Origin of the sequence: Glutamicibacter sp. BW77, from assembly GCF_002332285.1 — a bacterium.
Lineage (GTDB): Bacteria > Actinomycetota > Actinomycetes > Actinomycetales > Micrococcaceae > Glutamicibacter > Glutamicibacter bergerei.
In genome coordinates this window covers 14,325-38,724 of the sequence record NZ_NRGT01000051.1, presented here as the reverse complement: position 1 = coordinate 38,724, position 24,400 = coordinate 14,325, and the positions used below count along the sequence as shown (strand labels likewise).

Genomic DNA, 24,400 nt, shown 5'->3' with positions numbered 1-24,400 from the left:
CTCCCACAAGTAGTAATTCACTATAAGCTCGGAGATAAACACCAGATAATCACTTCTTGCTTAGGAAACTACCGTGCCACAGCGAAAAATAATTCCGGCTGTTCTTGGCGTCATCGCTGCCTTGGCAATGGTCTCGTGCACCGTGCCTCCAACGACCACGGAACCATCTAGTCCATCAGCCCACGAGTCGAAACTGGCCCCCTCGCCTCCCGCATCCCTTGCAGATCTAACCCCGCAAATGCTCAAATCCGCAAAGATTCCGTCGATGTGTGGCTTCCCAGCGGGAAAACTCGTCGACGGAGCGCTGCCTGCAAAACATCCGGAATACCCCAACGCGAGCGCTCCAACCCTTGCAGACTCGAAGCTCACCGTAGCCGCTGACCTCACCGGCGACGGGGTGAAAGAATTGGTCACGGCGTTCTACTGCGACAAGGGCGGCGTAGCGTGGCCAGCACACATCCAGCTTTTTCAGAGCACAGCGCAGGGCATCGCCCCGCTGGGTAAGCCGTTCCAGATGGGTGATGTTAACGGCGGGGCACGCGGGATTCCCAGCTCTTTGAAAGTCGACGGCAAGAAATTGGTCATCGCTGACCGGGAACTTTTGACCACCGAGCCGGCCGCAGCTCCCAGCGGACAGATTAAGGCGACCTTAGCTTGGAACGGTAAGCAGTTAGTCGCCGAGTCCATAGAAGATTTGGCTGCGACAGACCGAGGAATCTTGGATCTCTCACTGGTCAACGGAACGTGGTGTCCAGGTGATGATGTCACCGCCGAGCATTCCCCTGACTGCTTAGAAATTAAGTATCCTCAGGTCACCCATGCAAACGGTGACGTTGCAGTTCTCAACTTCTGGGTCAACAACGGTTTTACGACGTTGAACTACTCCGATGCACCGTTAGCCATGTTCTATGCACCGGGAACCAAAATTGCAGATCCTGCGAACCCGAACGTGCCGACCGGCCACTTGAACGAAGTGCGCATGTACAACAACCAGACTCAGGGATTTTACCTTCGCGAAGCTAAATAAGAGATAGTTAAAGCGAAGGCTGGACCTTGATTCAAAAGAGTCAGGGTCCAGCCTAAAGCGATCTTGAGCTACTTAGCTAAGCGCATATCACCGGTCTCGAAGAAGCGCTGATGCATGGCAAGCGCCTCACCCAACAGGTGTGGGGTGTGCTTGCCGTAGCTTTCTTTACGTGCGCGGTCGAAGTAGTCCTGCAACATCGGACGGTATTCGGGGTGTGCGCACTTGTCGATGATCAGCTGGGCGCGCTGCTTAGGTGAAAGTCCACGCAGATCAGCTAGGCCCTGCTCGGTAATCAGGATCATCGTGTCATGTTCGGTGTGGTCCACGTGGCTGGCCATTGGCACGATACCGGAGATCTTGCCACCCTTAGCCACTGAGGGGGACATGAACACCGACAGGTAACCGTTACGGGCAAAGTCACCCGAGCCGCCAATACCGTTCATCACATGGGATCCGAGCACGTTAGTGGAGTTGACGTTGCCGTAGATATCCGCCTCAATCATGCCGTTGAGCGCAATGCAGCCCAACCGGCGAATGATTTCCGGGTGATTGGAAATCTCCTGAGCACGAAGCAAGATCCGCTCACGGTAGTGATCCACGTGCTTGTTGAACTCGTCGATACCATCGGCAGACAGCGAGAAGCTGGTGGCGGAGGCAAACTCGATGGTGCCGTCCTTGATCAGCTCCAACATCCCGTCTTGGATGACCTCCGTGTAGGCGGTTAGGCCCTCGTATCCGCCACGAGCCAGTCCGGCTAGTACGGCGTTGGCAATATTGCCTACGCCGGACTGCAATGGCAGTAGCTTCTCGGTCAGTCTTCCCTGGCGGATCTCATAGTCCAAGAAATCAAGTAGGTGATCTGCGATCTGGGTACTGGTCTCGTCTACCGGAGCGAAAGGGCTCAGACGGTCTGGCGCATCAGTTTCTACGACCGCCACCACCTTGGTGACATCGATATCCATGTACTTCTGGCCGATGCGGTCACGTACCGTAGTCAGGTTAATTGGCTTGCGGTGTGGAGGCAGCGCGGTGCCGTAGTAGATGTCGTGCATGCCATCCATCGCGGCCGACTGCTGGGTGTTGACCTCGATGATGATCTGGTCTGCCATTTCCAGCCAAGTCTTATTGTTGCCAACCGAGCTGGAAGGGATCAGATCGCCTTCTGCGGTCACGCCGACCACCTCGACGATAGCTACATCGATCTTGCCGTAGAAGCCGAACCAGGCGTGCTGAGCGACGTGGGACAGGTGAATGTCCATGTACTCCATGTTGCCGTCGTTGATTCGCCGGCGTAGCTCAGGGTCAGACATATAAGGCAGGCGCAGGTTCATGCCCTCGGCCTTGGCGAGCACACCATCGAGCTCCGGTGCGGTCGAGGCGCCGGTCAGCACGTTGATCTTGAAGTCTTGTCCCTGAGCGTGCTGACTTTCCATCTGCGCGGCCAAGGCGCCAGGAACCGCTTTCGGGTATCCCGCACCGGTGAAGCCACTCATGGCCACCGTCATTCCGGGTTTGATAAAAGTTGCTGCCTGTTCTGCACTCATCAAACGATCGACAAAGGCCCGGTGGTGAATACGCTCGTGCAAAATAACCCCTTCTAAACTTCCTTGTGATGCAGATCAGTAACCCGCATCTCACCGGAACACTTTAGCCGGTATTTGCGGTTGATTTCACCGCGGCTAGGGCTTTTGCACGAGAGTTCAGAGTTTTAGCGACGAGCTGTCTTCAATTTGCGCTGACCGGTCTGGCCTTGACAGCTAATATGCAGTAATTTGACCCGCCTTGTTTACTTATCCAAGGTCCACGTGAATTGCTTCACCAACGGCCTTTACCTTAAGCCTGCCACCCATCGCTTCAACATATCGCCGAAGTGTTGCCACCTGCACGCGGTCCAGATCCCCGGCTTCCATACGTGCAACCCGGTCTACGCTGAGCTTCAGGGATGTTGCAAGCTCCACCTGGCTCAGCTGCGCGTCCTCGCGCATTTCGCGCAGCGAGAGCTTGCGAGACTCAATCTTCACCGAACGTCGATGTTCGGCAACAGCCTCACGCTGGGCCTCAGTTAATACATCCGGATCCGCAAAAGCAAAGCCCATGTGTTCCACCGTTCTTTCATTGTTCAAAGCTAGCTACTCTCATCTCTGAGATTAGGTGTGACCGGCGCATTTCCCAATGATTGTGACGGCCTTGGCGGGGGTCATTTGAATGAACAATGACCCAATGCGCGGTTACGCCTCTCCGCAGGGCTTTAGGAAGCAAAGGTGACTTGAGCAAAGTCTCAGATGTCATCCGAAAGTAGTATTGGAACTTGAATATGTATGAATCATACTTAAGGCATGAACGCGAATAAGACAGTTCATCAGGTAAAGCGCTCAACGCTACCGGTGATCATCTTGAATCAGCTAATGAATGAGCCAGCACATGGCTATGCATTGCTATCCAAACTCGAAGAACATGGTCTCACAGGGATCAAAAGCGGCACCCTCTACCCATTGTTGCGAGTGATGGAAGAGTCCGGAGATATCGTCTCGGAATGGGAAATCACCGACCGCGGCCCAGCACGCAAGACCTTCAGGATCACCAGTCAAGGCCAAACAACTCTGCAAGAAGTTCGAACCTGGCTACGCCAGATAACCTAGGAGAAAACGATGAAAAGCACTAAAGACTATCTCGCCGAGCTTCGTTTTAATCTCTCACTACGGAATCTGGACGTCGCCACCATTCGTGACATTGTGCGCGAAGTTGAAGCAGAGAGCAGCAACTACGACGAAGCTACAGCTAGCTTCGGAAGCCCCGACGAATATGCGGATTCCTTTCCCAAGAAAGCTACCCCCAAGGGCCACCAAACATTCATGATCATCGGAGTGGTCCTGGGAATCTTGTGGCCACTGCTGCAACTTATCCTTCGCGACCGAACTGCCGGGAGCATGAGTAATTGGGCAGTCACGTGGCTACCTGCATTCGGATTCGTAGCGCTGGGGATCATCATTGATTTCTCACGCGCTATCGCACGTTCGCGCAAGAGTCGTTAAACGTCAAAGGGTGATGCACTCCCCTTGCGGAGAATGCATCACCCTTTGAACAGAGGTGAGTCTAAAAAGACTTACTTCTTGGCTGCAGCAACAACCTGAAGCTTCAGGTTTGCAACAACGTCCTCGTGTACGCGAACGGTTGCGGTGTAGTTGCCAGTCGACTTGATGTGGTCGTTGACCTCAACGTTGCGCTTGTCGATCTTGCCTAGGCCAGCAGCTTCAACCGCAGCAGCAATGTCTGCGGTCTTCACGGTGCCGAACAGGCGGCCGTTGGTGCCAGCCTTCATGGTGATTTTCACCGGCTGGGACTTCAGCTTCGAAGCAAGTGCCTGAGCATCCTCAAGGTTTGCTACGGCGCGAGCAGCGCGAGCAGCCTTGATGGACTCAACCTGCTTCTCGCCACCCTTGGTCCATACGAGTGCGAACCCGCGTGGAAGGAGGTAGTTACGGGCGTAGCCGTTCTTTACCTCAACAATGTCGCCTGCAGCACCCAGACCGGATACTTCGTGAGTCAGAATGATCTTTGCCATTTTATATCCCCTCTTCCTTAGCCGCGGCCAGCGCCGGAGTAAGGCAGCAGGGCTACTTCACGTGCGTTCTTGATAGCCTGTGCGATCTTGCGCTGTTCCTGAACCGATACGCCGGTCACGCGACGAGCGCGGATCTTTCCGCGATCAGAAATGAACTTGCGCAGCAACGCTACGTCCTTGTAGTCGATGACAGTGATGTCAGCGGCCTTCAAGGGATTGGACTTTGGTTTGGGCTTACGGATTTCAGCCTTAGCCATCGTGGAGCTCCTTAGGTTTGGAGCCCGCAGAGAGATCTGCGGGATGGTGAATAAATAGTTTTTTAGAAAGGTGGTTCGTCGCTGCCTGGGTTGCCCCAGCCACCGCCGCCGTTGTTACCGCCGGTGCTCCACGGGTCGTTGGATGGAGCATTCCATCCGCCGCCCTGCTGTGGCTGCTGCTGTTGCTGCGGCTGTGCTTGTGGGGCATTTTGCTGCGGAGCGTTGGAGAATCCTCCACCGCCACCGTTGTTGCCAAAGCCGCCCTGGCCACCGCCGGAGCGCTGGGTACGGGTTACCTTGGCGGACGCAAAGCGGAGCGACGGGCCGATTTCATCGACCTCGAGCTCCATGACGGTGCGACGTTCGCCTTCCTTGGTGTCATACGAACGTGAGCGCAGACGACCCTGGGCGATGACTCGCATGCCCTTGGTGAAGGTCTCCGCAACGTTCTCTGCAGCCTCACGCCATACCGATGCGCGCAAGAACAGGGCTTCCCCGTCCTTCCACTCATTGGACTGGCGATCAAAGGTGCGAGGAGTCGAAGCGATCGTGAAGTTCGCTACGGCTGAACCGGACGGCGTGAAACGCAGCTCCGGATCGGCGGTCAGGTTTCCGATAACGGTAATAACAGTCTCGCCTGCCATTGACTCTCCTTAGTCAGAATGAACGTTTGTCGTACAACGAAAGTGCAAGCGTAATTAAACGCGAGCCTCTTCCGGACGGGTGACCTTGTGACGCAGGATCAGCTCGTTGATCTTGAGCAGACGCTCAAGCTCGGACGAAGTAGCTGGATCCGCGGTGTAGTTCACCACGATGTAGATGGCTTCTGCCTTCTTCTGGATCTCGTAAGACATCTTGCGACGTCCCCAGATATCGACCTTGTCGATCGTTCCACCGTTTGAGCGAACAACTTCGAGGTACTTCTCGAGAGTTGGCTCTACGGTGCGGTCATCGACCTCTGGATCGATGAGGACCATAAGTTCATAAGCACGCATGTGAACCCACCTCCTTTGGGCTAAACGGTCGCGGCATTTCCGCAACAGGAGGTTCTTGCGTTATCCATGCACCGCGGCACCCAAGTTTCGGGCGTGCAGTAGCACAGACCTTCCAATCCTACCCGAGATAAGTGCAATGACAGAACCCTAGGTGTCCTAGATCATGCACTGAATTTCATTGAGCATTCATCGCCGATTCAAGACGTTCCCCAAACACTGTGGCCAGAGTGCGCATGTAGGTATCGGAGATGTGGTGCTTATCCCGGTAGACCAGCACATTGCCTATCACCGACGGACAGCGCTCGTCGATACAAAATTGATCACTGAAATCCAAGACCTTCACCCGGGGCTCGTGTTTCGCCGCCTGCTTGGTGACGTCCCCCGATTCGAAAGCTACCGCTTTATCGAAGCTGCAAGCCTCGGGCTCTGCCGAATGTTCTTCCACGCAATCACGGGCATATTCATCCTTGGGCGGCCGCGGAGTATCAACCACCGCATACACTGGCAAACCGGCATCTTCTAGTTTGCTCCACTGCTGCGCATAACCTTGCGCAGCGTCTGCCACAAAGCTGGCTCCGGCCCAGTTCGCAGCAACCACCGCGTTTATATCGTCCCTGCTTTTAAGCCTCTCCAGAGTCTGCTTGTTGGCTTCGGCGCAGTTGATGCCCCCGTCGCGTTCTGCGGTGCGTTCCGTAGCGCTAAACGGACAAGAGTTCTTCAAGTACGTGACAACTTTCCAGCCCCGCTCTTTGGCATGTTCGGCTAACGCTTCGAACCAGTGAGCTGCGTGGGAGTCGCCGACCAGCGCCACCGTGAAGCTGGCGTTTTTGCTCCCGAATTCGCATTCTTTGATCTGCGTTGATTGCGGATCCTGGACACACTCACCCAAATCCGGTTGATCATCCTCGGCCGTGGCAGGCACCGGGATGATCTGCGTGGTCTCCGGAAGGTATGCCGGAGCTCCGGAGCCCACCGAAGCGGCACCAAAACCTGCCGGTGGATCCTGGATTAGCTGGGCGACTGCCTGCTGATCCTTTTCGATGCTTTCTCGTTGCGCGATACCAGGTATGAGTGCAGTTCCTGCCACTACTGCAACCGCTGCTGCACCGGCAACCAGCGAAAGCTTCGCCGAGCCGGCTAACGGCTTAAATTGCCGTGCCGGCGACTCAACAAACTTCAAGCTCGCCCAGGCCAAGAGCAACGACCCAGCCAACAGGGCCAGCGTTTGAATCGGGTTTGGATCATGACCCAGAAGATGGGTGACAAAGACGATCAGTGGCCAATGCCAGAGATAGAGCGAGTAGGAAGCCAAGCCGATCCATTGCACCGGTTTCCACTGAACCAGTAAGTGCAAAGAACCAAGCCCACGAGTATTGCCCGCAATAATAATTGCCACACAGCTGAGCACCGGTAGGGCTGCGGCAATTCCGGGGAACACCGTCTGCGCATCATAGGTCAGCGCAGCGCCCAGAATCGAGACCAAGGAAATGAGCACCAGAGTATTTCGCACAGCCGCCGAACTGGTCCATCGGGGAAGGGTGAAAGATCCGTTTGCGTGTGCATCCATCAGTACAGCGAGCAGTCCGCCAACGGCTAACTCCCAGATGCGGGTGGTGGTGATGAAATATCCGGCAGCATCACCGGAGTATCCCGTGTAGATCGAGTAGCCCAAAGAGATCAGCGCGATAATCATAAAGCTGAGAAATATGACCCGCCGTCGGGAAGCAAACCGGTCAGTTCGTGGGCCCGGAAAATTTTGCTTAACCAGCACACAGACGACGAGCACTATCAATGGCCAGAAAAGGTAAAACTGTTCTTCGACTCCGAGTGACCAGAAATGCTGAAGTGGACCGGCGGCTTCTTCGGCGGCCAGATAATCAACCGCATCAGCTGCGAGCACCCAGTTCTGCACGGAAAAGGCGGAGGCGAGCGCTTGAATCCCCAGAGTCCCCCACAGCGTCTTAGGCAGAATCAGTAGTCCGGCAACAACCACAACAACAATGACCAGCATCGCGGCGGGCAAGATTCTGCGTGCTCGGCCGGCAAAGAACGAGGCAAGATTCACCGTTCCGGTGCGTTGTGCTTCGCGCAGTAAATGTGAGGTGATCAGAAAACCGGAAATGACGAAGAAGATATCCACGCCGATATACCCACCTGGGAGCACACCTGGCTCTAAATGGTAAGCAACCACCAGCAGGACCGCTAAGGCGCGTAGCGCCTGAATTTCGGGCCTGAAATTTTTGATGTTTGCCGGTGCTGAACTCATGTTCTTTGATCAGACCAGTTCCCGGTGAACAGCAGGTAATCACCGGGCATCCGCAAGCAAAACTACAAGTGGGAAACTCGTGGGTATCCGACATGCGCCACGAGGAATACCTGAATAGAACTATCCCAAAAGTTTTCTATTTGCCGAGGAGAGCGGATATTTGGCATCAAATTTGGGATCTATGCGCAATCGGAAGACCGCTTCGAGCAGTAACCGGCCCACTCCCCAATAGACAGGTATGAGCAACCAGATGTACCAGCCGAATTGTCCAACCGTGGCGAGAATCAGGGTTGCGAAAGTGACCAGTATTCCCAGCCCTCGAAATATTAGGACTATTCCCTGGGTGGCAGAATCTCGACGCTCTTGATCAACTCGTGTACGAGTTTCTAATCCGTCGACGGCTTCTGAGAAGTGTGGGGTCTGCACGCTGATAAAAAGTTCACCAACCTGCACGTCCAACGCCTTAGCGATCAGCGAGATTGTTTCCAAGCTGGCATCGCTGCCGGCTTCGAGCCGCTGAACAGTTCTAACAGTGATGCCGCTTTCCGTAGCCAGACGTTCTTGCGTCCAACCTTTAGCGCGGCGAAGTTCTGCAATCCGTGATTCATTCATGCAAGTGACACTACTGGCGGCAGACACGTAAGCACCACGACATGACCCCGACACTCACCCGACAACAAGCCGACACCTTTGACTTTACGGGGTTTTCAGTCTATTTACCGGACAAGAAAGACATATGCCCTCGAAGGCATGTTCCTTGGTTCTCAGAGAGTGACTCTACGAGCTACGGTTTTGTTTCTCCCGGATTAGATCCAAAGCGAGTACCGATCCGATGACCGCCTGACGTTGCCCAACATTTAGATGGGAAGCGATCTGCAGTGCGTAGGTGGACTTACCTAATAACGCATTGCCCATCCCCGACCACTCACGGGTAACGCTGGCCATCTCTCCGGTGGAACCGGTGATCTGGAAATTAAAGTCCCATACGCTACCGAGCAAATCCAGCTCTTCGCCCTGCATGGAAATGGTGACTCGTGTCTTGAAGAAAGTAACGCGCTTGACCAGACTCGCCAACGGAACGCTCTGCCCGTCTAGAATTTCAAAACGGTCGCGACCCATAGTCATGGTGTCCTTGACCTGAACGACCGGATTGTCCGGTCCGTCAAATACTGTCAGTTGCCGCGCGCCAGCAAACATACGTCCGAGCGCACTTCCTCCGGTTTCAACATGGGCAACTTGCCCACCGGAACCATCTAAGATGGCAAAATCATTTTTCGAAATATTCTTAGTCTGCTGAAAAACGAGAACGTCCTGATTGAAGATCGACATGCAAGCGATTATGCCATCCAGAACTTCGACAAGCCGAGTAATACTTTTGTACGTGTAGTTCCGCTAGTCGTCTTAAGTTCCGAAACTTTAGGAGCCCAGGTTCAAAAGCTTCTGGGCTCCTTTCGGCTTTTCGTGACGCTTATTCTCCGAAGAACTCGCGGGATACCTTGGAGAGGTACCAAGGATCATCCACACCGCACATCTCGCGAGCCGAGTGCATCGATAACAACGCGACGCCGACATCCAACGTACGGATACCCAAACGGGTAGCGGTCAGCGGGCCGATGGTTGAACCACAAGGAACCTGGTTGTTCGAAACAAATTCTTGGTATGGAACCCCTGCGTTCTCGCACCAGTTCGCAAAAGCTGCAGCACCTACCGCGTCGGTTGCGTATCGTTGGTTCGCGTTGATCTTCAGCAACGGTCCGCCGTTGAGCTGTGGGCGGTTAGCCGGATCGTGACGTTCCGGATAGTTCGGGTGTACCGCGTGTCCAGCATCAGCCGAGAGGCATACGGAGGCGGCCATCGCACGAGCGTTGTCCTCCGTACTAGCACCGAAGGATGCCTGGATTCGTCCCAAGATCTCTTCCAAGAATGGTCCACTAGCACCGGAGCGTGAAGCCGAACCGATTTCTTCGTGGTCAAAGGCCGCGAGCATCGCGATGCGCTGCCCCGATGGGGTGCGCGAATGATTAGTCAGGGCAATTAGCCCTGCGTGCACGCTGGTGAGGTTATCCAGCCGCGAGCTGGCAAAGAAGTCCTTGCCATGGCCGAAGACCTCTCCGCGTTGGGCCGGGGCAGTCAGCACGTCGTAGCCTGCGACCTGCGTCGGATCAACACCAGCGGAGGCCGCCAAAATACCCAAAATGTCGGCATCAGCCAGATCACCGGCTCCGAAGATTGGGTTGGTGTGAGTCTGCTTGTCGAGGGTCAGGCCGTCGTTAACCTGACGATCAAGGTGAATAGCCAGTTGTGGAATACGCAGCAGCGGTTCGGTCTGAGCCAGGTGAACCGATCCGTCACGCAAGACCAGACGGCCTGCGAGCACTAGTTCTCGGTCTAACCAGGAGTTGAGCAGCGGTCCGCCGTATACCTCGACGCCTGCCTGCCACCAACCGTTAGATCCGGTTGTCGGCTTTGGCTTAAGTTTAAAGCCAGGTGAGTCGGTATGGGCTCCAAGAATGTGAAACCCACTGGTTGCTGTCGCGGCTTCGGGTTGCACCCAAGCGATGATCGCACCATCTCGCACAACATAGTAAGAGCCTGAGCTCAAATTCCATGCTGCGCTTTCATCCAAGGCGGTGAATCCCTCCGCGTCCAAGCGTTTGGCGGCGCTAGCCACCGCGTGGAAGCTGGAAGGGGAGGTCGCTACGTACTCGGCCAGGTCTGCAATGTGTGCCATTGCTGCGGCTTGTGCCATAACTGGGTGCTCACTTCTTTCATCAGGTTGCTGTGTCGGCCTGAACTGCCGAGCTTTTCCCAGCTTAGTATTTTTCGGCCTTTAAGGGGTGCAATCGTCTCCGCTTTGAACTTAAAATGTCTCATCAACGAAGCTTCTGAGTGTCGAGCTTGACGTAGTAGGACATCTACAAGCATGCTGACAGAAAGTAGCCAACTAGGAAACGAGTGAAATCATGGCATCGACTCCTCACACACCAGACGAACTCCCGGTTGGACACGAAGCAACGTCAGATCCAGACGGTGCTACCAGCGTCAAGCCAGTTACCGCACCGCTTGAGAAGCCAACTAAGTCCCAGACCCCGCCGCCCGAACCAGAGTCCAAGTTACCAGCGACCAAACTAGGTCGGATCTGGACTGCGTCCGTTCTGGGACTTATTGTTCTGGTGCTGCTGATCATTTTTATTGCGCAGAACCAGGACCAGGTGACGCTGCGCTACTTTACCTATGAAGGTCAGGTAAATCTTGGTCTGGCCCTGTTTATCGCAGCGGTTGCCGGCGGCCTGTTGATCGCGGCAGTCGGTGCCGCCCGCGTGATTCAGTTACGCGCCACTGCACGAAAAGACCGCAAGGCACAGAAGCGTCGTTAAAGTATGAACGCTGCTGCCCGGACCCGATGAAGGCCGGTCAGCAGCGTTTCTTGTTTAAAGTCTAGAAGTCCAGGCCCTGCGATGGGATGACCAGCCCGGTTTCGTAGGCATAAACCACTGCCTGCACTCGATCACGTAAGTGCAGCTTTGTCAGAATCCGGCGAACATGGGTTTTAACAGTTGCCTCGGAGAGGAAAAATCGGTGCGCAATTTCGGCATTTGATAGTCCTTCGGACAAGGCCCGCAGAACTTCCTGTTCGCGCGGAGTCAGGTCATCAAGCAGTGGATCGCGTTCCGGGGGGTCGGCAGTCTTTGCGGGATGTCCCTTGGCACCGTGGCGCACATAGGTTTCCAACAGTCGGGCTGTCACGCGCGGTGCTACCACCGCGTCACCCGAGGCTACTAGGCGCACCGCGGAGACAAGTTCTTCGGGTGCAACATCTTTGAGTAGGAAGGCACTGGCACCTGCCTGCAATCCAGAAAAGGCGTACTCGTCTAGGTCAAAGGTCGTCAGGATGATGATCTTCGTATCCGGGTACTGTTTAGCGATCCGTTCGGTCGCCTCCAGCCCATCCATTTTTGGCATGCGCACGTCCATGAGCACGACGTCTGGAGCCAAGGCCGCGGTCTGCGTGAGTGCTTCTAACCCATCGGCGGCCTCACCCACGATGTGCATATCGTTTTCGCCCTCAAGAATTAGTCGGAAGCCCATGCGTAGCAGTGGCTGGTCATCAACCAGCAACACCTTGATAATTTCTTCCATGAGCTACTCCTTGATGGCTAAATGTTCGTTGGAATGTTCTGGCATTTGCAGGGTAGCTTTCACGATCCAGCCACCTTGGGCCACTGGGCCGGCGTTCACCGTTCCGCCAAAGAGGGCAACCCGTTCACGCATGCCACGTAGTCCTTGGCCGGTGCCCACGCTCGGTACCCTGGTTGCGTCACCGTCATCGATAATTTCGATTCGCACCTGGCTGGAACAACGTTCCATACGCACCTGCACATCGCTGACATTGTGAGCGTAGCGCAATGAATTAGTCAGAGATTCTTGGATGATGCGGAAGACCGTCAACTGAAAAGTTGTATCTTCTGGAAGCGGCTCACCGGTATACGTAAAGGTCAGTGGCAAACCTGCCACACGGAATCCCTCGAGCATCTGATCCAAGCTACCGCCGGTAGGTTTCAGTTCAAGTTCTTCGGTTTCGCTTTGCCGTAGTACCCCGAGCATACGTCGCATATCAGACAGGGCCGCACGTCCGGTCCCCGATAGTTCCTTGAGTACCTGTTCGGAACGTTCTTGGTCGCGTCGTCCCACCACACGGGCACCCTCAGACAAAGCGATCATCACCGACAGTGAGTGAGCCACCACGTCATGCATTTCGCGGGCAATACGGTTTCGTTCTTGGACCTGGGCGAGCCGTGAAACTTGGGAGGCCCAGTGATTCAATTCGGCCTCATGGATGCGAGCGTTACGAATATTTGTGCCGATGGCCGCAGCAGCAGCATAAATACCGATCAGGAAGCCACCGGTAATACCGATGAGGATCCCGGAGGCCGCCGCGTCATCAATATTCTCCGCGTCCGATTCCACCGTCAGATCGGTCAGGTCCGGGTAGCCCATCAGCACCATCATTAACAGTTGGAAACAACCTGCAAGCAAGGCAATGGGAATCGCCCGCCGTCCAGAATAACTGGTGCCCACCGAATACAGGACGATGGCCATTCCCACGCCACCCATACCGCCGCTTTGGCCGGCAAGTAATATGCCAACAAACTCAAGGACGAAGATGACGCATAACACCGTCAGTGGAGCCTTGCGCCGCCACAACAGTGCCAGACCAATAGCTACGGTCAGTAACAAATACAAGGCCGGTGGCACATTAGGCAGGTAGGCCATCATGACGGTGTTGGGCAACGCCAGGAAAAAGTAAATGACTACGGTCCCCACAACGACCACACGCGGATGGGTACGCAGGTATCTACGTACCCGACCCATCCGCTTGGCCGCCAGCTCGTCGAAGGAGACTACCGGCTCCTGCAGCGATGTTTGGCTCATATCATCCAGTCTAGTTTGATCCGGTGTTTCAATTTTTTAGATGTCGCGGGCCTTAAGCAACCAGGCACCTAAGATCAACGGGATCAGCGTCCAACCGGCTACGCCAACTAGCTGTTGCCACAGTTCAAGATCGCTTGGATAGGACTGCGGCAAAGCCAGTGACATGCCCAGCTGGTCCGGGAGGAACTGGACAACATTTTGCACCCAGTCTGCCAGCATAGTCAGCAGTCCGGTGACGATTGGAAGTACGAAGAACAGGGCCACCAAAGAGGTGATGCCGCCTGCGGAGTTACGCAGGATTGCTCCCAGCGCCAAACCAATCAGGGCTGCCATGACTACCGCGAGCGCACCGTACCAAAGCACGTTTTGGAAGTGACTTGCGAAGAAGTCCAACTTCATGTTGTAGTTCTTTGCTAGCGGCAAGCAGACCAGATAGGTCAGCACACTACTAATCAGTTGGACGAGCGCACTGAGGATGGTGATGAGTAATGCTTTGGCTCCCAGCACACGCAGTCGTTGTGGGCTTGCCAGGAAGGTACTGACAGCCGAGCCGGTGGTGAATTCGCCGCTCATCAGCAGCACACCGAGAACACCGAGGATTAGCTGCGAGAAGGCTAGGCCTGAGCCCAGCAGTTCCGCAGTAAATTCGGGGCTCGTCATATCCGGCACCCCGGCCATCGGTGGGGCTTCGCTGGCGAAAGAACCAACGCCCCAGACACCCAGCACGGCAATACCCATATTGAGTACAACCGCCACTAGGATCAGGACGCGGGTGGAATTCAGCGAAAAGAATCGGATCGATTCCGAACGCAGCACGCCACCAAAGGTGACTTTGCCAGTGCTTGGGGTTGCGAGGTGAGTGCTCATTAGTGGGTGCCTCCGGCGACTGCGTCGTGCTGAACTTGGGACTTGTATTCGACCTCGTCGCGGGTCAATTCCATGTAAGCGTCTTCGAGCGTGCGCTGCAGTGGTCGGAGCTCACTGAGCACGATTCCGCTTTCCAAAGCCCGGCGTCCAATCGATTCCGAGTCCGGACCAGCCACACGCAAGGTGGTGGAATCCAGTCGGGTTAATTGCACACCATCGGCTGCGAGAACCGTCATCAACGGATCCAGATTCGACGAGCGCACAATGGTCTGACGCAATCCATCATCAATAAATTCACTGATCGGCGCATCGGCAAGGATCCGCCCACGACCAATAACAATCAGGTGATCGGCGGTCTGCGCCATCTCGCTCATCAGGTGCGAGGAGATGAAAACCGTTTTCCCCTCGGCTGCCTGCTGGCGAGCCAGGTTACGCACCCAGGCGACACCCTCGGGATCCAGTCCGTTGACCGGTTCATCAAGGATTAACACCTGTGGGTCCCCGAGCAACGCCGAGGCAATGCCCAGACGTTGACCCATACCCAGTGAGAAGCCGCCGACCTTCTTCCGGTTCAACTGGCTCAAACCGGTCAGTTCCAACGCCTCGTCCACACGAGATCTCGAGATACCCCCGGTGGCTGCCATAGCCCGCAAGTGGGTGCGGGCGGTAAGCGACTTGTGCACCGATTTCGCTTCGAGCAAGGCCCCCACCTCGGTCAATGGATGCTTTGATGAGCGAAAATTATTGCCGTTGACTGCGACCTGCCCGGCGGTTGGCTTGGCCAACCCTACGATCATGCGCATGGTGGTCGATTTGCCGGCGCCGTTAGGGCCGAGGAATCCGGTCACCATCCCCGGCTGGACCGTGAACGACACGTTGTCGACTACGGTTTTTGCACCGTATTTCTTGGTTAGCTGCTGTGCCTGAATCATATGTCCAGCATAAAAAACTTGGTCAGCAAAAACACCGACCCGAGTGCTGATCTTGACCCTCACTCCAAAGGTGGAGCCAACCGTGCTGAGGCGCCAACAAGTGCACCTATAGGCGCACAAGTCGTGGACTTTAGACCCACAGCGCAGCGTTAGTCAGAACCATTAAACCCGCGACTATCACGGCAGCAAAGGGTAAAGCGAGCAGCGCAACCAGCACTCGGTGGTCGCGCATGATGGCAACAAATTCACGCAAGAACGCGCTGGGCCGGTAATACGCGGCGGTTTTGCCGCCGAACGCTCGCGCGTCCAACCCCAGACTACGTGCTGCAAGCCCTGCGCGTAGCGCATGGTAATCACTGGTCACCACCCATAATTGTCCGGCCGGCCTATGGGTTCGCACCAGAGTGTCAGAGAACTTCAAATTCTCTATGGTGTCTTTAGCCCGGTCTTCAATCAACAGCTGTTCCTCAGCTATCCCCTGCTCGCTCAGGTAGCGGCTCATGCTGACGCCTTCGGGCTCCAGCTCGTCGGTGCCCTGCCCACCGGTGGGAACTATGAGCGGTTTAGGTTCTGTCGCCGCGCGGTATAACTGCAGGCCACGATCGAGTCGACCGCGCAATAGCGGGGTAACTTTTCCATCAATGGTGCGTGCACCGAGCACCACCACCGCGGCAGGCTGACCCATCGAAGGAAACTTTCCGTGCACCCAGGCGTAGAGCAGCAACATCGCAAAAAGGCTGGCGGTAAAAGCGGAGGACATGAACAACACAAAGGCTACGGTGTAGGACCACCAGGTATTCAGTGCCACCAGCAGTATGGCCACCACCGGCAGCACAAGAACCGCGACCCCGGAAGCAAAGGAAAGTAGGTTGGAGACGCGGGAGCCTTCCCGGCGCCACATCACCACCCCGTTATAGATCAGCGCACCGGCAAAGATCAGGTAAATCAGCGGAGCCAGGGCGAAGACCAACACAAATACCAGTCCAAGACCTGGCACTAGGTCAGTCACTAGATCAGCTAAGAAGGCGATGCTCAACAGAACTAAGGGGAAAAGTAGCACCGCATTGCCTAAACGGCGTGGATCCTTGCGATAAGAATGCACGAAGAACAACCAGAAACCCACAAGTACTAGGCCGGGAAGCCAACCGGAGTAAAGAGAATTCATCTGCCAGTCCTTAAAGCTTAGGAAGAAATCGAATATTCGCGTCGCAGCATCGCCTTGGCCCCAAGATAACCAGCCATCCCATGCACCGACGGTCCCGGAGGGGTCGCCGAGGAAACTAAATACAGGCCCTTGGATTGCAAATACCACGGCTCCGCAGACAATCTCGGACGCATCACGCTTCCGAGGAGGTCCATAGTTCCTCCCGAAAGATCTCCCCCGACCAGAGCAGCATTTTGCTGTTCTAGTCCGCTGGCAGGAACCACATGACTTTCTTTAATGAGGTCGCTGAAACCTGGAGCCGCAGCTTCGATTTGAGCGGTGATCTGCCGACTCATGTCTGCTGTTGATCCCAGCGGGACATGACAGTAAGCCCAAATAACCTGTTCTCCGGCCGGTGCGCGCGAATCATCAAAAAGCGATGGTTGGGCGACAATCAGATACGGATGCTCGCTGGTGCGGCGGTTCGCTGCGCGTTCGGCCCGGCCCACTTGTGCTGCGGTACCGCCCAGATGCACGGTGCTTGTCTGGCTCAACACCGGATCTTTCCAAGGGATCGGTTCGTTGAGCACAAAATGTACCAAACAGCTGCCCGGCGAGCGCCGGGTTTTTGCCAACTTTTTGGCCAGTTTGTCAGGAATTTTTCCGCTAGTTAGTTTAGCGCCATCCTCTGCGGATGTATCAAGCAGGATTGTTTTTGCCTGGAGTTCGGCAACATGCGACACCTTATGTCCGGTATGAATGGTGCCCCCGTGGCTGATGACTTCGGCGGCAAGTGCATCGGCAATAGCCTGTGAGCCGCCACGCGGTACGGCCCATCCTTGCCCGTGCGCTGCTGCTGCAAGAAAGAGTCCAGCCCCGGCGTTGGCCGGGCCACGCGCTCCGCCGGCCACATGGGCGGCACATCCCGCGTAAAGCGCTGCGGCACGCGGGTACCTGGCTGAAAATATGTCTTTCAACGCCATGCCACCTAGCGTGGAGGCACTAAAGAGTCCCAAGGTCAGTGGGTGGGCTGGCATCTTGAGCAGCGGGTTAAGCAAGGTATCGCTCAGCGCTTCGATACGTTGCACCAGGGGTCTAAGCAGCCGGGTGTAAGCCTGCCCGTCGCCTGCACCAAGTTCGGCTCCGGTGCGTTCTAAGTCGCGCCATGCGTAGGCGGTCCGTTCGTCTAGAACATGAGCAAAGGACAGTTCCGGGACGATAAAGTCGACCCGTTGGTGCACGTTGAGCTCGTGCATCGCGGTGGAAAGCATGGCCATGGGGTGCACGGCGCTGCCTAGATCAAACTTTGCGCTCGAGCCCTCTAACGGTTGTGTGCGCGCGGCGCCGCCGATAGTCTCGTTGGCTTCGTAGACATCGACACTTAGCCCGGCTCGAGCGGCTACCGCAGCCGCCGCGAGTCCATTAGGTCCAGCCCCTACTACCGCTACCGACGTCATACTTTTTGTCCCTCTGGTTTTTCTGCACCCTTACCAAGACCGCGCAGGGTGAATACGTCTTTGGCTCCGGCAAATGGACCTGCCAATGGATCTTCTTGTCCCACGGCACGTATCGGGTCACGCCGCGGATCAAGGATCGAACGAACCACTTGGAACATCACGTAGGCCAGCATCACCATATGTGCGAGCACTAAGAGAACATAGCCGATTTCCGGGAAGACCTTATGTGGATCTTTATCTGCGGAGAACGAGTCAAGATAGTTCCAGAGTCCGTAGAAGTGCGCCACTTCGACCATCATCCAGACCACAAATAATCGCCAACGCGGCAACGCCAACGCGAACAACGGGATCAGCCAAACAATGAACTGTGGGGAGTACACCTTATTGACCATGACAAAGGAGGCAATGATCAAAAACGCCAGTGACCCCAGACGTGGGGTGCGTTTAGCCATCAGGCCTAGAACCGCAACGCCAATGCAGCACAGGAAGAAGAGGATCAGCCCGTAGCGCGAGATTTGTTCGGCTTCGAAGGTGCCCATGGAGTCGGTTTTTGCTGCGATGGCGTTCCATGCATGCCAGAAACTTGAGAGCCCCGCACCGCGTTCGGAGGAGAAAGTGAAGAAGTGTTTAAAGGAGTCCGGGTAAGCCAGGGCGTAGGGCAGATTGACCAGCACCCACGTTGCGGCGGCGACTGCACCGGTTGTCCAGAAGACTTTGAACTTTCCGGTTCGGATGGCGATGACCAGGATCGCCCCAAGAACAAAGAATGGGTAGATCTTCATCGCCGCGCCCAACCCGATGAGCACGCCGGCGAGCACCGTATGTCCGCGTGCGAAGGCCAGCATGCCCATAGCAAGTAGGGCCACCGCCCACATATCCCAGTTGATGCTGGCAGTGAGGATGATGCCCGGCGCGATGGCCACGATGGCCGCATCCCAGGGGCGACGTCCGCCCATGCGCAACGTACACACCACGGTGATGACCCAGAGGATCGCCACGATCGCCAGGTTCATATCAAAGTAGAGCAGTGACCGGTTCTCTAGCCCCTGTGGAACCAGTGCCGCCACCGCCGAGGCCACGGCGCTCATCAGCACCGGGTATTCAAATTCTGCCCCGCTGCTAAAAGGTACCCAGGGGTTGTCGGCAAAACCTCGCGCACCGAACAACGGCACCCAGTCGGAGTAGCAAGCATAAACATAGGGGTTTGAACCGCCCCAGCCGTTGACTCGGCAGGGGTTCTTCGCCAAGAGCATGAGTAGCGCTCCGAGAGTGGTCAGCAAGATCATCACGCGTTCTACACTGAAGAATCCCGGACTGACTCGTCCCGGATCACTGTGACGACCCAAGGGGCCACCAATCAGCGCGGTGAATTGACGCAAAAATCCATCCGCCCTCGAGGGGACGGTAATGCGCAACGGACCGCGTTGGCTCGGTTTCTTCGGGGCACTCATGACCTCCAGCCTAGTTTGCCCGGGCACCGCACTGCATCATTTAGTCCGCTAGTTCGGTTATTCTCGTCCTTTCGCCACCGGGCGGTACATGGCAGGATGCAACTATGCACAGCCAACGCCGTGAAAGTTTGGAAGCAAGCGCCAGAATACTTCGGGCAATCCTCCGGGGAATCGACCATCGTGAAGAAGTCTTCGCGTGCATTAAGGATGCCCCTTCCACCGATGCGTCGGCCGTGGCAGTCCACAAGCTCCTAGGAGTCAGCGAAGACGAGGCTCGAGCCATCCTCGATATGCAGGTGCGTCGTTTCAGCGATGCCGAACGCGAAAAATTTACAGCGCACATAGCCCTGCTACATGCCGAGCTGGACTCGCTGCGGTAAACAAACCGCTAGAAGAATACGATGACATGGGCATTCAGGGTTCTCTCAGCAAGCTAAATCTCCTCTTCACCCTGCGTTAACCTGCTGTAGGGCGACTGGCTAACTCGGCTTCCTAAGCTCATGAATGTGAGTAAAACCGACAAGCCCAGCGTCCTAGCGATCATCCCAGCACGGGGTGGTTCCAAAGGCGTTAAGCTCAAGAATCTACGCACCATCGGGGGCATCTCCTTGGTGGGCAGGGCCATCCTTGCGGCGCGTTCTGCGACGACAGTCAGCGAAGTCGTGGTCAGCACCGATCATGAACAGATCAAGGCCGAGGCCCTCGCCTACGGAGCCACCGTGATCAGCCGCCCGGCAGATATCGCCGGGGATACGGCTAGCAGCGAAGCGGTGCTTCTCGATGTTTTGTCCAAGGTCTCCGACACTCCGGATATCACCTTGTTCATACAGTGCACCAGCCCGCTGATTGATCCGGCGGACCTGGATGCTGCCGTAGCCTCGGTGCGCGACGGTGAAGCCGAAGTCAGCTTCGCCGCGGTAGCCGACCACGGTTTCCACTGGACCGCAGACTCCGCAGGATTCGCGGTCTCCAGCGGACATGACGCGGCGAACCGGCCGCGCCGCCAAGATCGCGAGGCCCGCTGGTTAGAAACCGGCGCGTTCTACGCGATGAATACCGAAGGCTTTCGGGCCGCAGAACATCGTTTCTTCGGCCGGGTTCGGATCTGTGAAGTCGCCGCAGAACACGGGATGGACATCGACACCGAAGCGGATCTGGCGTTGGCGCAGCTACGCGTGCCACGCCAAGTCGAACCCATCCTGGTTGACGCGGTAGTGACCGACTTCGACGGGGTACACACCCCGGATACCGCCTACGTAGATGAGCACGGGACAGAAACCGTGCGAGTCTCACGCTCCGATGGCATGGGCGTAGCCCGGCTACGAGCGGCCGGGGTGAAGTTCCTGATTCTCTCCAAGGAACGTAACCCGGTGGTTGCCGCCCGCGCGGCAAAACTGAACGTCGAGGTCGCCCACGGCATCGACAACAAGGCCGAATATTTGGCCCGCTGGTTAGCCGACGAAGAAATCAATCCGGCCCGCGTGGCCTATGTCGGCAATGACATCAATGATCTGGCACCTATGGCGCTGGTGGGTTGGCCGATTACGGTTGCCGACGCCAGCGACGAGGTACACCGAGCCGCACGCCATCGCCTCACCCGCCCCGGCGGCAACGGCGCGGTCCGTGAGCTCGCGGAGCTGGTCCTCACGGCCCGCTGCGCACCCCAAGTTTGAAAATCAAAGTTTTCCCAATGAAAGGCAAGTCAATGACCTCCGTGAACACCGAAATCAAGCCAGTAGCTATCGGCGATTCCCTGCTCGGCACCGGCCAGCAGGTCTACGTCATCGGCGAGATCGGCATCAACCACAATGGCGACATGGAAATCGCCAAGCAGCTGATCGATGTCTCGGCCGAGGCCGGCGCCAACGCCGTGAAGTTCCAGAAGCGCACCCCGGACATTTCCACCCCGATGGACATGCGTGACAAGATCCGCTCCACCCCCTGGGGCGACATGACCTACCTGGACTACCGCTACCGCGTCGAATTTGATCAGGCACAGTACAAGGAGCTCATCTCCTACGCCGCGTCCAAGGGCCTGCACGCTTTCGCTTCGCCATGGGACATCCCATCGGTGCACTTCATGGAGGAACAGGGCGCGGTCACCCACAAGGTTGCTTCCGCATCGGTCACCGACATTGAGCTGCTCAAGGCTCTGGCCGAGACTGGCAAGCCAATCATCCTCTCCACCGGCATGTCCACCATCGAGCAGATCGACAAGGCAGTGGAGACCCTAGGTACTTCCAACCTGGTCATGATGCACGCAACGTCGACCTACCCACTGCCTCCAGAAGAGGCAAACCTGCGCATGGTCGAGACCTTGCGCGACCGTTACCAGGTTCCAGTGGGCTACTCGGGCCACGAGCGCGGCCTGCAGATCTCGCTGGCAGCCGTTGCCCTAGGCGCGGTCACCGTAGAACGCCACATCACCTTGGACCGCACCATGTGGGGTTCGGATCAGGCTTCCTCGCTGGAGCCAAAGGGCTTCGCCTCGCTGATCCGCGACATTCGCATCCTCGAGCAGGCCATGGGTGACGGCGTCAAGAAGGTCTTCCCAGGCGAGCTGGCACCGCTAAGCCGCCTGCGTCGCGTCGACGCCTAGTCACGGAGCACATCCGGCGGTTGGACTCGCCATTGGGTCCAACCGCCGTTTATTTTTTGTCTCCCCTAGCCCAGAAGGAACCATGAGTTTGATCCCCGGTCGTATATCAGTGGTGATTCCCGCCTATAACCAGGAGGAATACATCTGTGATGCCCTCACCTCACTAACCAGACAGAAGCTGGGCAAGTGGGAATTAGAGGTATTGGTGGTTGATGATGCTTCCACCGATCAGACCGCGAATCTGGTGCTCGGCTACCAGCACAAGCTCGAGCGCCTCGAACTTGTCAGCCTGCCTACAAACTCTGGGGTCTCCGCGGCCCGCAACGCCGGGCTTGAAGCGGTAACCGGTGAATTTTTCACCTTCCTTGACCCGGATGACTGGTATGCCCCGGAACATTTAGCCACGCTAGCCTCCGCCTTAGAAGAGCTACACGTGGACTTTGTGCGCACCGACCATGTGCGAGTGACCGGGACCAACCGGGTGCTGCACCGCGCCCCGCAGGCGGTGCGTGGCCTGCCGCTAAACCCGGCAGATGATATCGAACCCATCGACTCACCGTCGATGGTGGACTACGCCTTCGTCTGGGCCGGCATGTACCGCACCGACTTGATGCGCTCCGTGGACGCATACTTCTTTGATGCAGACCTCTACAGCGCCGAGGACCGGCTTTGGTTGTGGAAATTGCATCTGCGCACCAGTCGCTATGCGGTAGTTTCCTACCCCGGGGTGTTCTACCGTCGTGGTCTGCCCGGCTCGCTCACCCAAGTTTTTGACGAACGGCAACTAGGTTTCATTCCTGCCTACGCGCGGATTTTGGAAGAGGTGCGTGCCCATCAGGACGCGGATAGGCACCTTCCCAAGGCTATGCGCCAGTTCTTCGCGATCGTATGCCACCATGAAAAACGCGCCAAAAACTATCCGCCGCAGGTACGGCTGGAAATGAAACAGCAGCTACGAAAGATCTTCACCACCATCGACGTTCATATTGCCCAACAGGTCGCACTTGAAATGGATATTGCGCGCCGTCGTCATATCCTCTCCTTCCTTCAGGTGGGGGTCGCTAAATGATCGCTTTAGTCGAGGCCAGCAGCTATTTTCAAATAGCTTCCCTGGCCGCCATGGCCGATGCTGGACTACTGCCGCAGGCAGATGAATATGTGCTGGTACTCGCCAATGGCTCACAGCTACCCGAACTGACTACACCGTTAGACGAAGCTCCCGGTTTTGCAGAACTCGCCGCGAGATTTGACCGAGTCGTCGACCTGGCAGCGCTAGTGTCCCCACGCCGCCCAGCCCAGTTCAACCCGCGCGAAGACGAATTGTTAATCTTTGAACGCTTGCTACGCAACGCTTGGGGCTTAGGCGATGAACGGGTCACCTTGGTGGTTGAATCTATCCAGGTCAACCCGGCCCGTGCCCTAGCGCGAATCTTCTTCGACGCCACATTGTGGGTGCACTCCGATGGCCTGATGTCTTACGGGCCCACCCGTAACAAGCTCCAGGTCCCACTCGCGCAGCGCCTAGCCGGCACCATCCACGTGGATCTGGTTCCAGGGCTCGAGCCCCAGTTACTCGCCGAACAGCAACCCCCGCGTCAGGTCTTGCCGGGCACCGCACTAAAGGTGGTCTTCGCACAGCTTGCCGAGAGCTCCGAGTTGCAGCTTCCCCAGGGGGCCGCATTGCTTCTTGGGCAGTATTTAGGCTCGCTGGGTTTGGTCGACGCGGAGGAAGAGCTGGAACTACACGAACAGATGCTCTTGGCTGCCAAAGACCGTGGCTTGAACACTATTTTGTTCAAGGCGCACCCTTCGGCCAGTGCCACCTCGGCGGCACGGTTGCGGGCGCGGGCGCTGGATCTGCAACTGGACTTTCATCTCTTAGATACCGATCATTTAGCAGAAACTGTCATCCTCGCCGCGCAGCCGCAGCTGGTGATCTCTTGTTTCTCTACCGCGCTAGTGACCGCAAAGTATGTGCTCGACACTCCGGTGCACGCGGTGGGGACCGCCAAAATGCTGCAATTGCTGGCTCCGTATGAGAATTCGAACCGGATCCCGCTGTCGATCATCCACGGTCTCTTTGTGCAGGATCTGCCGGTGCCTGCTCGAGCTGGAAACATCGATATGCTCAGCAATCTGCTCGCTGCGGTCTCCTACTGCATGCAGTCCAAGCAGCTTCCACAGTTGCGGCAGACGGCCGAACAGTTTCTTTCCGAACACTATGGTGTGTATTCAGCACACTTCAAACGTCGGCGCATCACCAAACTTGAACTTCCACCGTCTTGGGCTCACCTACCGGTGCGCCGGTCGGTACCTGCAAAGGTCCGTGGGGCTAGCCGCCACGCATTGCGTCGCGGTTCGCGGGGCTTGGACAGAATGTCCAAGGTCCTGAGCCGGCTGGCAAAATGAA

At 56.5% G+C, this 24,400-nt stretch carries 26 protein-coding genes; 9 read left to right on the top strand and 17 right to left on the bottom strand.

All coding sequences use genetic code 11. The features are described 5' to 3' along the window. Positions 1-73 precede the first annotated feature (73 nt). Complete coding sequence (locus CIK74_RS07320; protein WP_141392898.1) at positions 74-1,027, top strand: hypothetical protein; 954 nt, start codon at positions 74-76, stop codon at positions 1,025-1,027. 68 nt (positions 1,028-1,095) lie between these two features. Here CIK74_RS07320 and CIK74_RS07315 read toward each other — a convergent pair whose 3' ends face one another. Both CIK74_RS07315 and CIK74_RS07310 read right to left on the bottom strand, forming a co-directional pair. Then, a complete protein-coding gene (locus CIK74_RS07315; protein WP_096255256.1) occupies positions 1,096-2,571 on the bottom strand; it encodes an acetyl-CoA hydrolase/transferase family protein in 1,476 nt (491 codons plus the stop codon). 246 nt (positions 2,572-2,817) lie between these two features. Continuing rightward, positions 2,818-3,150, bottom strand: a complete 333-nt coding sequence (locus CIK74_RS07310) for a helix-turn-helix domain-containing protein (RefSeq protein ID WP_141392897.1) — start codon at positions 3,148-3,150, stop codon at positions 2,818-2,820. A gap of 213 nt (positions 3,151-3,363) precedes the next feature. Between CIK74_RS07310 and CIK74_RS07305 the strand changes: the two genes are divergently transcribed. Together CIK74_RS07305 and CIK74_RS07300 are read left to right on the top strand one after the other, a co-directional pair. Next, positions 3,364-3,666, top strand: a complete 303-nt coding sequence (locus CIK74_RS07305) for a PadR family transcriptional regulator (protein ID WP_096255155.1) — start codon at positions 3,364-3,366, stop codon at positions 3,664-3,666. Between the two features lie 9 nt (positions 3,667-3,675). Then, positions 3,676-4,059: a hypothetical protein gene (locus CIK74_RS07300; protein WP_096255153.1), complete on the top strand. Its 384-nt coding sequence runs from the start codon at positions 3,676-3,678 to the stop codon at positions 4,057-4,059. 71 nt (positions 4,060-4,130) lie between these two features. Here CIK74_RS07300 and rplI read toward each other — a convergent pair whose 3' ends face one another. The 8 genes from rplI to CIK74_RS07260 form a co-directional block, all read right to left on the bottom strand. Next, a complete protein-coding gene (rplI, locus tag CIK74_RS07295) occupies positions 4,131-4,589 on the bottom strand; it encodes a 50S ribosomal protein L9 (RefSeq protein WP_096255151.1) in 459 nt (152 codons plus the stop codon). 17 nt (positions 4,590-4,606) lie between these two features. Then, positions 4,607-4,846: a 30S ribosomal protein S18 gene (gene rpsR, locus CIK74_RS07290; RefSeq protein WP_026820365.1), complete on the bottom strand. Its 240-nt coding sequence runs from the start codon at positions 4,844-4,846 to the stop codon at positions 4,607-4,609. 62 nt (positions 4,847-4,908) lie between these two features. Next, the gene (locus CIK74_RS07285; protein ID WP_096255149.1) at positions 4,909-5,490 is read right to left on the bottom strand and encodes a single-stranded DNA-binding protein; all 582 of its coding nucleotides are present in this window, start codon (positions 5,488-5,490) and stop codon (positions 4,909-4,911) included. A 54-nt stretch (positions 5,491-5,544) separates the two neighbouring features. Further along, positions 5,545-5,841: a 30S ribosomal protein S6 gene (rpsF, locus tag CIK74_RS07280; protein ID WP_096255147.1), complete on the bottom strand. Its 297-nt coding sequence runs from the start codon at positions 5,839-5,841 to the stop codon at positions 5,545-5,547. A 175-nt stretch (positions 5,842-6,016) separates the two neighbouring features. After that, positions 6,017-8,107, bottom strand: a complete 2,091-nt coding sequence (locus CIK74_RS07275) for an acyltransferase family protein (protein WP_096255145.1) — start codon at positions 8,105-8,107, stop codon at positions 6,017-6,019. 120 nt (positions 8,108-8,227) lie between these two features. Continuing rightward, on the bottom strand, positions 8,228-8,719 hold the full coding sequence (locus CIK74_RS07270; protein ID WP_096255143.1) for a helix-turn-helix domain-containing protein: 492 nt from the start codon (positions 8,717-8,719) through the stop codon (positions 8,228-8,230). A gap of 165 nt (positions 8,720-8,884) precedes the next feature. Next, a complete protein-coding gene (locus tag CIK74_RS07265) occupies positions 8,885-9,436 on the bottom strand; it encodes an LURP-one-related family protein (RefSeq protein ID WP_096255141.1) in 552 nt (183 codons plus the stop codon). A 139-nt stretch (positions 9,437-9,575) separates the two neighbouring features. Further along, positions 9,576-10,838 carry a M18 family aminopeptidase gene (locus CIK74_RS07260; RefSeq protein ID WP_240520484.1) on the bottom strand — a complete coding sequence of 421 codons (1,263 nt, stop codon included), beginning with the start codon at positions 10,836-10,838 and terminating at the stop codon, positions 9,576-9,578. 232 nt (positions 10,839-11,070) lie between these two features. Between CIK74_RS07260 and CIK74_RS07255 the strand changes: the two genes are divergently transcribed. Continuing rightward, on the top strand, positions 11,071-11,484 hold the full coding sequence (locus tag CIK74_RS07255; protein ID WP_096255137.1) for a lipopolysaccharide assembly protein LapA domain-containing protein: 414 nt from the start codon (positions 11,071-11,073) through the stop codon (positions 11,482-11,484). Positions 11,485-11,545: 61 nt separating this feature from the next. Here the strand turns inward: CIK74_RS07255 and CIK74_RS07250 are convergent, their stop codons facing one another. From CIK74_RS07250 to CIK74_RS07220, 7 genes are all read right to left on the bottom strand, one after another. After that, complete coding sequence (locus CIK74_RS07250; RefSeq protein ID WP_096255135.1) at positions 11,546-12,247, bottom strand: response regulator transcription factor; 702 nt, start codon at positions 12,245-12,247, stop codon at positions 11,546-11,548. A gap of 3 nt (positions 12,248-12,250) precedes the next feature. Next, the gene (locus CIK74_RS07245) at positions 12,251-13,540 is read right to left on the bottom strand and encodes a sensor histidine kinase (protein ID WP_096255133.1); all 1,290 of its coding nucleotides are present in this window, start codon (positions 13,538-13,540) and stop codon (positions 12,251-12,253) included. Between the two features lie 36 nt (positions 13,541-13,576). After that, on the bottom strand, positions 13,577-14,407 hold the full coding sequence (locus CIK74_RS07240) for an ABC transporter (protein WP_096255131.1): 831 nt from the start codon (positions 14,405-14,407) through the stop codon (positions 13,577-13,579). Continuing rightward, positions 14,407-15,339 carry an ABC transporter ATP-binding protein gene (locus CIK74_RS07235; protein ID WP_096255129.1) on the bottom strand — a complete coding sequence of 311 codons (933 nt, stop codon included), beginning with the start codon at positions 15,337-15,339 and terminating at the stop codon, positions 14,407-14,409. Before CIK74_RS07235 ends, CIK74_RS07240 begins: the two co-directional genes overlap by 1 nt. Positions 15,340-15,469: 130 nt before the next feature. After that, on the bottom strand, positions 15,470-16,504 hold the full coding sequence (locus tag CIK74_RS07230; protein ID WP_096255127.1) for a YdcF family protein: 1,035 nt from the start codon (positions 16,502-16,504) through the stop codon (positions 15,470-15,472). A 17-nt stretch (positions 16,505-16,521) separates the two neighbouring features. Then, positions 16,522-17,940, bottom strand: coding sequence for an NAD(P)/FAD-dependent oxidoreductase (locus CIK74_RS07225; protein WP_096255125.1), 1,419 nt, complete (start codon positions 17,938-17,940; stop codon positions 16,522-16,524). Beyond that, positions 17,937-19,391, bottom strand: a complete 1,455-nt coding sequence (locus tag CIK74_RS07220) for a glycosyltransferase 87 family protein (RefSeq protein WP_096255123.1) — start codon at positions 19,389-19,391, stop codon at positions 17,937-17,939. Before CIK74_RS07220 ends, CIK74_RS07225 begins: the two co-directional genes overlap by 4 nt. A gap of 104 nt (positions 19,392-19,495) precedes the next feature. Between CIK74_RS07220 and CIK74_RS07215 the strand changes: the two genes are divergently transcribed. The 5 genes from CIK74_RS07215 to CIK74_RS07195 all read left to right on the top strand — a co-directional run bounded on the left by CIK74_RS07215 (position 19,496) and on the right by CIK74_RS07195 (position 24,399). Further along, a complete protein-coding gene (locus CIK74_RS07215; RefSeq protein ID WP_096255121.1) occupies positions 19,496-19,771 on the top strand; it encodes a hypothetical protein in 276 nt (91 codons plus the stop codon). A gap of 120 nt (positions 19,772-19,891) precedes the next feature. Further along, the gene (locus CIK74_RS07210; RefSeq protein WP_096255119.1) at positions 19,892-21,064 is read left to right on the top strand and encodes an acylneuraminate cytidylyltransferase; all 1,173 of its coding nucleotides are present in this window, start codon (positions 19,892-19,894) and stop codon (positions 21,062-21,064) included. A 32-nt stretch (positions 21,065-21,096) separates the two neighbouring features. Then, the gene (locus CIK74_RS07205) at positions 21,097-21,990 is read left to right on the top strand and encodes an N-acetylneuraminate synthase family protein (protein WP_096255117.1); all 894 of its coding nucleotides are present in this window, start codon (positions 21,097-21,099) and stop codon (positions 21,988-21,990) included. A gap of 82 nt (positions 21,991-22,072) precedes the next feature. Then, entirely contained in the window at positions 22,073-23,059 is a 987-nt protein-coding gene (locus CIK74_RS07200; protein WP_096255115.1) for a glycosyltransferase family 2 protein, read from the top strand. Further along, on the top strand, positions 23,056-24,399 hold the full coding sequence (locus CIK74_RS07195) for a polysialyltransferase family glycosyltransferase (RefSeq protein WP_096255113.1): 1,344 nt from the start codon (positions 23,056-23,058) through the stop codon (positions 24,397-24,399). Before CIK74_RS07200 ends, CIK74_RS07195 begins: the two co-directional genes overlap by 4 nt. Position 24,400 lies beyond the last annotated feature (1 nt).